Source organism: Mucilaginibacter sp. (assembly GCF_039207105.1).
Taxonomy (GTDB): domain Bacteria; phylum Bacteroidota; class Bacteroidia; order Sphingobacteriales; family Sphingobacteriaceae; genus Mucilaginibacter.
Window position 1 is genome coordinate 1 of sequence record NZ_JBCECK010000199.1, and the last position, 7855, is coordinate 7855.

Below are 7855 nucleotides of genomic sequence, written 5' to 3' on the forward strand. Positions count from 1 at the left end.
ATTCTAATGCTCCCAAAAGAGGCTTATCCAATGATTTTTTACATGAACTGATAGCTATGGCAAGCGCCATGCTTAGGGTAATATATATTTTTGCTCTCATTGTAATCGTGCTTAATGGTTAATTATAATGTTAGATTAACACCTAATAAAAAAGTGCGCGGACTTGCATAGGTACCTTCATCAATTCCGAAGGTGGTGTGTCCCTGTGCGTCAGGCTGTCCCTGTAGTTCCGGATCAACACCTGAATAACCGGTTATGGTAAACAAGTTGGTTCCTGACAGGTATACCCTTAACTTTTGAATCCCTAACTTTTTAAGGCCGTTTGGCGAAAATGTATAACCTAACTGAGCATTACGGGCGCGTACATAGGCACCGTTTTCAACAAAGTAAGAGTTTGGCTGCGCGTTGCTGCTAAATGATGAATTGATTTCCTGAATTGGCGCTTTAGCATTCTGGTGAGTTGGTGTCCAGGAATCATATAGCGCTGTTTTGCTTTTGGCAGTTACAAACGACGAGTAAAAATCTCTCCAGCGTTTTATGTTGTTCCATATTTTGTTGCCAAAAACACCATACAGTAATACGTTAAAATCAAAACCTGCATAGTTAACGCCCAGGTTTAAACCGGTAGAGAATTTAGGGTTCGGGTTGCCTATAAAAGTTCTGTCGGCATCGGTGATCTTGCCATCGCCATTGACATCGGCATATTTGAAACGGCCCACAGCTACGTCGGTTTGATAAGTAGCGTTAGGATCGCCTGATGTTTGTTGTACTTTGGCGTTGGCGGCATCTATTTCCTGTTGCGAATTCCAGAAACCGGTTACTTTATAACCGTAAAACTCACCATATGAATGTCCTACCTGGTTGCGTACAAAGCCTACATCAAAACCCCTGGTATTGTCGCTGTCAAAGTAATCGGCATCGTTTGATACCTTGGTTATTTTATTGCTAAAGGTAGTTACGTTAAGCGACGCGTTAAACCCAACCTTATTGAATTTAAAATTGGAGGCGATGTTAACATCAACACCTTCGGTTTTCATTTTGGCGATGTTTACAAAAGGTACTGTACCATTACCAATGGTTCCTAAAACTTCAGGATTGTATAGCAGATCGCGGATATCTTTACGGTAGTAATCAGCCGTAATAGTTATAGCGCTATTGAATAACGACGCGTCAAAACCGATGTTGGTATTGGCATCTTTTTCCCACTTAGCGTTAGGGTTGCCAATTTGGGATTGGTAGAAACCCGCTACAACCGTGTTGCCGCCATTTATAGCGTAGTACGATTGGCCCACGGCGCTGCTAAAGGCATCAAACCGGTTTGATGAGGTTACGTTTAGCTGGTTACCCATAATACCGTAGCCACCGCGTATTTTCAGGTCGTTAAGCCAGGTTGCGCCTTTCATGAAGCTTTCCTGCGATATTCTCCAGCCTGCGCTAAAGGCCGGGAACCAGCCATATTGATGTACTTGTGAAAAGTTAGAAGCGCCATCGCGACGGATAGTGGCGTTGAACAGGTATTTATCGTTAAAAATATAATCGGCCCGGGCAAACAGTGAGAATAGCGATGATTCGGCGCGATAGCTGTAGTTACTCGCGCTGCCTACATCGCCTGTATTCAGATCGGTGTAGTTGGGATCAAAGCTAAAGTAGCCTTGCCTGGCACCCCCCAAGTTACTGTCATAGCTTTGATTGGCTTCAGAACCAACCAAAACTTTGATGTCATGCTTACCAAGGCTTTTATGGTAAGCTAAGGTATTTGTCCATGTCCAGTTCCAGTTGCTGTACGAATCCTCATTATATTGGTTGGTTTGTGAGTTTTCTACGTTCTCGTATTGAGGATATTGAAAACTGTGCGATGCGCCTGAAGCCGTTTCGCCACCAAAACTGGTACGGATAGTGAAATCATTCAGGAAATCAGCTTCGGCAAATACGTTTCCGAATAAGCGGTAAGCCAATGATTTGTTGTTTTTTGTACGTTGCTGTATGGCTACCGGGTTAAAGGAGTCGCCCAGGCCCGAACCATTATCGCCGCCATAATTACCCTTAATATCATAAACAGGTATGATCGGCATTTCCCTGAAGGCGTGCGCTATTACCGCGTCGCCATTGTTGTAACCAACCTGCGGGTTATCAACAACCGAGTAGGCCAGGTTTTCGCCAATGCGGATGTGCTTGGTGAAATTATGCTGACTATTGGCACGGATAGTATAGCGTTTTTCGTAAGTATTGATCAGCGTTCCCTGTTGGTTAAAGTAATTTAATGAAAACAGGTAATTGCCCTGCTCGTTACCAGAACTTACTGCCAGGTTATGGCTGGTAATAGGTGCAGTTTTAAATATTTCGTGATACCAGTCTGTTCCGGCTTTGTTGGCTTTAGTAATGCGGTAAAAGCTGTTATAGTCATCAGAGTTGGTATAAAATGGATTTACATAGTATAGTGCAGGGTCGGTTGCGGGGTCGCCATTTTTGGCGCCAGCCGGAGAGATATAATCAGGTAGTGTAAAAGTTGAACCTTCGCCACTGGGATTATACTGATCATCCTGAAAATCGGTAACACCAGAGTTTACCAATGCCAGGTGTTTCAGGTCGGCGGTTTCCTGAGGGGTTAAGGTATTCCATACATTGCCTCCTTTAGGTACCTGGCGACCGTAATAAGCATCGTACTGAATGGTTACCTTGCCCTTACCCTTTTTAGTGGTGATGATAATTACACCGTTTGAGGCGCGCGCGCCATATATGGAAGCCGAGCTGGCATCTTTCAATATCTGGAAGCTTTCAATATCATTAGGGTTAATGGTGCTGATATCCTGAGTAGGTATACCATCAACCACATACAGCGGATTGTTATTGCCGAACGAGTTAAAACCGCGGATACGTACCTGAGGCTCAGCGCCCGGCTGGCCCGAACCAATAACCGTAACACCTGATGCCTGGCCCTGTAATTGACTGTTTACTGAGCCTGAAGCCTGCTTATTTAAGGCCTGTACGTCAACAACGGATACGGCGCCGATCAGATCTTTCTTCTTTTGTGAGGAGTAACCCACCACAACCACTTCGTTTAGTCCTTTAGCTTCTTCAAGCAGGGTAACGTTGATGCTTGTTTTACCGCCCACGGCTACCCTTTGCGGCGTGAAGCCTAAAAAGCTAAACTCCAATGTGCCGTTACCATCAGGAAGGGTTAGACTGTACCTTCCGTTAACATCGGTTGTGGTACCTAATGAACTGCCAGTCAATTTTACGCTTACACCCGGTAAAGGAGTCCCTTTTGAATCTTTAATTGTGCCGGTTACTGTAAGGGTAGCAATGGTGGTGCCATCTGCAGGTTTTACTACGATAATATCATCAACTACCTGAAAGGTGAGTTGCTGATTTTGAAGTACGTTTTTCATCACCGTTTCAATGGTGGCATCCTGCAGCTCTACATTGATCTTTTTATCTACGTTTACCTGGTCAAGCCGGTAAAAAACAGTGAATTTGCTGTTTTTTTCTATCTGCTTAAACATTTGCTTAACTGAGATATTGTTTACGTTAAAGTTGTAAACATTTTGAGAGTACACCGCAGCATGTATATGCATTACACTTACAAAGAGTAAAACGGTAACAAGCTTCATAATTTTAATCGTTTTTTGCCACGCGCGCGGAGGCATTACAGATTTTCTGTCAAAATTTATCATAAATTTGTGTTTGTTAATTAGTTAATACAATGCTTCCCCAAGCGTAGGGTATTAGCTATTAATTTTTACATAGCCCGGAGTGTTAGCGCACACCGGGTTTTTTGTTGAGAAGAGAGAGTTATTTTTTTGCCATCCTTTTTCTTTTAAAGTTTAATTAATGAGTGATCGTTAGTTGTTGTTTTTGGTAATGGTTATGGTATTGCCTGCTATAGTGTAATTAATAGCGGTATTGCTTTTTATCAGACTCAAAACCTTATCAATGCTGCCAATGTTTTTGAAACTGCCCGAGTAGCAAATATTTTGCAGATCGGTATCGTTCATTACTATTTTTACATTGTAGCGGCGTTCCAGCACTTTGGCTATATCATTAAGCGTATTGCCGTCAAATACCAGCAGGTCTTGCTTCCAGCCATCATATTTATTGATCTGTGCCGAGTCTATCTGTAAAACCTGTATCTCGTTCAGGTTTTTAAGATCGCGCGTGTCATCAGGCTTATAGGTATATTTTTCTTTGGGCTGAGGATAGTATATACGTAATACCTGCCTTGGCTTAACGTATATACGACTCATTTCCCTGGCGTTGTTATCCACATTACCTTCAACAGAAACCTCGCCTTTTACAACCGTGGTTTCAAAGAACGAATCTGCAGGATAGGCTTTCAGGTTAAATTTGGTACCTATATCCCTGATGGTGTAATTTTTGGTGTTTACAATAAACGGGATTGTTTTTTTGCCCGGCGCTATTTCAAAAAATGCCTCGCCTTCCAGGTAAACGGTGCGATTTTTCTTGGCGAAATCTGTATTATAATTCAGTTTGCTGCCCGCGTTTAGCCAAACCTGGGTGCCATCTGCTAAAATGATCTTTTTAATACCGCCTTTATTAACCGCTACCTCCCTTATACTTTGAATATTTTGCGAATAATGCTTAGTTAATATAACTGCCAATATGCCGAACAGCGCGATAGCAGCTGCCACTTTACTCCATCTATACAGCTGTCTGTATTTTGTTTCCCTGGGCTGAGGTATATTGGCTGCCGAAAATTTAGTAAAAGCTTTTTCCTCATCAATTACCTCCGGTTTCAGGTATAGCATGTGTTGCCAGGTTTCGTACAGCTGGGCAAAGTACTGCTCATTTTCAGGGTGCGCGCTTACCCATTGCCTTACCTGGTCAATCTCGTTTTCATCAGCCTCGCGGGTAATGTACTTTACTAATAGCAGTTTTATTTCTTCGTTATTCATTCCTCTTATGCTAACAAGACAATTCAAAAGAGGTGCACCCTCAAAAGATGATGAAATATTTTTTTAATAATGTTCGGAAATGTGCCAAAAAGGGCCGAATTAATTGTGTTATATATACACTATGCCAAATATTTTACCATTACTTTATCATTATTTCCATATTAAATTTGAAACAATTAGAAAAAAATGCCTAACTTGTTAAAGATTTTTAAAAAGTACTTCATTTTGATTAAGCATGAATAAATGATTACAGAAAGCAAACTTTTTTCTAATACGAAGCTTGTTCAGGGCGATTCTGAAACGTTTGAAGTTTTGTTTAAGCTTTATTATACAAAACTTACACTTTTTTCTAATCGTTTTGTGAATGATATTTCGGTTGCTGAAGAAATTGTTGCCGATGTTTTTACTTTTTTGTGGGAAAATGGCCATGAGGTCAAATTTTCATCGTCAATAAGCTCGTATTTGTTTAAAATGGTTCAAAACCGAAGTCTGAACTATTTAAAACATCAGAAAATTGAAAATTTATACGTGACTTATTTGGAAAAGAACAATCTTTTAGATGAAATGCGCAGCACGGTAGAAAGTGGCTATGAAGAGAAGGAATTAGCCCTGCAAATTAATGCCGCCATTAACACATTACCCCAAAAATGCCGTGAAATTTTTGTGCTGAGCCGTTTCAGTGATATGAAGTATAAAGAAATTGCCAGCCAGCTAAATATATCCCCAAAAACCGTAGAGCGCCAGGTTGGTATCGCCCTTGAAAAATTAAGGCAAACTTTAAAGCGTGTTACCTACATGCTTTTTTTGTAAGCAGCTATTTACAATATTTTGAAATAAAACTATCGGCCCGGTTGCTGCCAATGTTGCGGACAAATGCCCAATCGGTACAGGCGCCTTCTTTATCCCCTTGCTTTAGTTTTTTGTCGGCTTGCTTCAGCACGTCGCTTATCAGTTCATCATCAAAGCCCAATTGTTTTTTCAGGTTGATGATGGTTGCTTCTTTGGTGGTATCGGCCTTGCCTTTGTATTTATTGCTGTAGTAGTTGGTGACGGCGTTTTCAAGTTCCTGCCGTACCTTATAGTTGTTAATGGCGGCTTGTATATTAGCCAGATTGGGCGCAAAGCCGCAATTGGTTTGGTCGGGGCTAAAACGAACTGGCTGAATTAGCCGGGTGTTTTCATTATAGTCTGCAGGAACCGTCCATTTGCTCGATGTAAGTTTGATGATCCGCAGGGCTTCGTCGTCCAGATCTATCCCCAGACCACGCTGTACCGAAGCATCCACAACTTTACCGCTTTTATTAATGCGGAAGGCAACATCAATGGTACCCGAGATGCAATTTTTACTGGAGTACTCCGGGTAAACGATATTGTTTCTTAAAAACGTGGCAAAGGCCTGGTCTCCGCCCTTAAATGCAGGCTGGGCAAAGGCTGCGGTGGCCATAGCGACAAAAACGATTGTAAGCAGGCGTTTCATCATACTATAAATATCGACAATAAAAGGGATATATGGTTTAATCTGTTAAAGATTAAAACCTCAGCACCAGGCCCGGGTCAGGTATGTTTGCGCGGTACTTTTCCATTTCGGAGTATTTGCATACGCCAGGATAGTCGCCATGCTTACCTTCCATATCAAACATCAATTGAAAATGCAGGTGAGGTGGCCACTGGCCGTTTTCCTGGTTATTACCCAGTGCGGCTATCTGCTGGTTTTTATGAACGGACATACCTACGGTTAATCCCTGCAAACTTGTGCGGCTCAGATGGCCGTAAAGGCTGTACAATGTTAAACTATCAAGGTTATGCTGTAATATAATGGTGGGGCCATAATCTCCCAGGTTATTGTTGTCCTGAAAGCTATGTACAATACCCTTGAGCGGCGCATAGATGGGCGTGCCGGCATCGCCCCAGATATCAACACCCAGATGGAGCCTGCGGGGTTCATCGTCGGTATCAAAATGCGGGCTCATGGCATAAATGGTTCGGTGCTCCATGTAGCCGCCAATACCGTAACGGCAGTTATTAGCACGCAGCTTATCATTCACCCAATTGGTAAATTGGGGCGTGTCTGTAATAATAGCTGTGCTTAGTTCGGTGTTGGCTGCGGTAAAATCCAACGTAAAAAGCCGGTCGGTGCCGGCATTATAATCAACCACCTTGCCAATGGCATCTGGGTGGTTTTGCAAATAAGTTTTGAGCTGATCAAGAGGGGACGCACCCATACAGTATTATTCAGTATCGGGCTGGCGTTCTTCTTTGCTTATTTTTTCAAATATCTTGTCCATACGCTCTACGTACTCGCTGGTATCATCCACAAAAAACTCCAGTTGAGGGATTATCCTTACCTGGTCTTTAATGCGGGCACCCAGTTTGTACCTGATCTCCGAGGCGTGCGATTTTACGGTTTGCAGGGCCAGCTGCAGATTGTTATTGCCAAAAAAGCTTAAAAATATACGGGCAATAGCCAAATCGGGCGTTACGCGCACTTTGGTTATGGTTACCAGGGTGTTGGGCAAATAGTTCATGCCTTCGCGCTGAAATATCGCGGCCAGATCCTGCTGTATTACTCCGGCAAATTTTTGTTGACGTTTTGATTCCATAATTATTTAGTTTAACGCCACAGTGGCAGATGGGTTTTATTTATTTGGTTTAAATTGCCGGTACACAGGTAGTTGTTAGTTACAAACATCCTGAGGTATCTCTTTGGTAATTTTTATCACTTTTTTTACAACAAGCGTGCTGTCATATTCAGAACCCATTCCCTCTTTTCCTGATTTTGACTTGATGCCTTCTACTTCAACGTAAACCGGCTCGTAAGGTTTTTCAAAGTTTAATTGGGAATATTGTAACTCCAGCTGGGCCGAGCTATCGGCCACCCAAAACTCCCTGCCGCTATCGCAATCCTTAAACGATTTTACTTCCGGGCCAAAGCTGTACAGACC

Annotated in this window: 7 protein-coding genes; 1 reads left to right on the forward strand and 6 read right to left on the reverse strand. The window is 42.4% G+C overall.

What is annotated here, in order from left to right; all coding sequences use genetic code 11:
- Positions 1-122: 122 nt before the first annotated feature.
- Positions 123-3611, reverse strand: coding sequence for a TonB-dependent receptor (locus AAGC65_RS23420; protein ID WP_343114893.1), 3489 nt, complete (start codon positions 3609-3611; stop codon positions 123-125).
- 231 nt (positions 3612-3842) lie between these two features.
- Complete coding sequence (locus AAGC65_RS23425) at positions 3843-4913, reverse strand: FecR family protein (RefSeq protein ID WP_343114894.1); 1071 nt, start codon at positions 4911-4913, stop codon at positions 3843-3845.
- A gap of 243 nt (positions 4914-5156) precedes the next feature.
- Between AAGC65_RS23425 and AAGC65_RS23430 the strand changes: the two genes are divergently transcribed.
- A complete protein-coding gene (locus AAGC65_RS23430) occupies positions 5157-5723 on the forward strand; it encodes an RNA polymerase sigma-70 factor (protein WP_343114895.1) in 567 nt (188 codons plus the stop codon).
- Positions 5724-5727: 4 nt separating this feature from the next.
- On the opposite strand, the gene AAGC65_RS23435 is transcribed toward AAGC65_RS23430, so the two are convergent.
- The 4 genes from AAGC65_RS23435 to AAGC65_RS23450 all read right to left on the reverse strand — a co-directional run.
- A complete protein-coding gene (locus AAGC65_RS23435) occupies positions 5728-6393 on the reverse strand; it encodes a TonB family protein (RefSeq protein WP_343114896.1) in 666 nt (221 codons plus the stop codon).
- Between the two features lie 49 nt (positions 6394-6442).
- Positions 6443-7135 carry a peptidoglycan DD-metalloendopeptidase family protein gene (locus AAGC65_RS23440; protein WP_343114897.1) on the reverse strand — a complete coding sequence of 231 codons (693 nt, stop codon included), beginning with the start codon at positions 7133-7135 and terminating at the stop codon, positions 6443-6445.
- A gap of 6 nt (positions 7136-7141) precedes the next feature.
- Entirely contained in the window at positions 7142-7513 is a 372-nt protein-coding gene (rbfA, locus tag AAGC65_RS23445) for a 30S ribosome-binding factor RbfA (RefSeq protein ID WP_343114898.1), read from the reverse strand.
- A gap of 75 nt (positions 7514-7588) precedes the next feature.
- Positions 7589-7855, reverse strand: a 267-nt coding sequence (locus AAGC65_RS23450; RefSeq protein ID WP_343114899.1) for a hypothetical protein, incomplete at its 5' end; no start/stop codon positions are given.

What these genes read in the sequence shown, in the direction of transcription:
- AAGC65_RS23420 (WP_343114893.1), bottom strand. Translation starts at nt 3,611, where the DNA reads ATGAAGCTTGTTACCGTTTTACTCTTTGTAAGTGTAATGCATATACAT.
- AAGC65_RS23425 (WP_343114894.1), bottom strand. Translation starts at nt 4,913, where the DNA reads ATGAATAACGAAGAAATAAAACTGCTATTAGTAAAGTACATTACCCGC.
- AAGC65_RS23430 (WP_343114895.1), top strand. Translation starts at nt 5,157, where the DNA reads ATGATTACAGAAAGCAAACTTTTTTCTAATACGAAGCTTGTTCAGGGC.
- AAGC65_RS23435 (WP_343114896.1), bottom strand. Translation starts at nt 6,393, where the DNA reads ATGATGAAACGCCTGCTTACAATCGTTTTTGTCGCTATGGCCACCGCA.
- AAGC65_RS23440 (WP_343114897.1), bottom strand. Translation starts at nt 7,135, where the DNA reads ATGGGTGCGTCCCCTCTTGATCAGCTCAAAACTTATTTGCAAAACCAC.
- rbfA (WP_343114898.1), bottom strand. Translation starts at nt 7,513, where the DNA reads ATGGAATCAAAACGTCAACAAAAATTTGCCGGAGTAATACAGCAGGAT.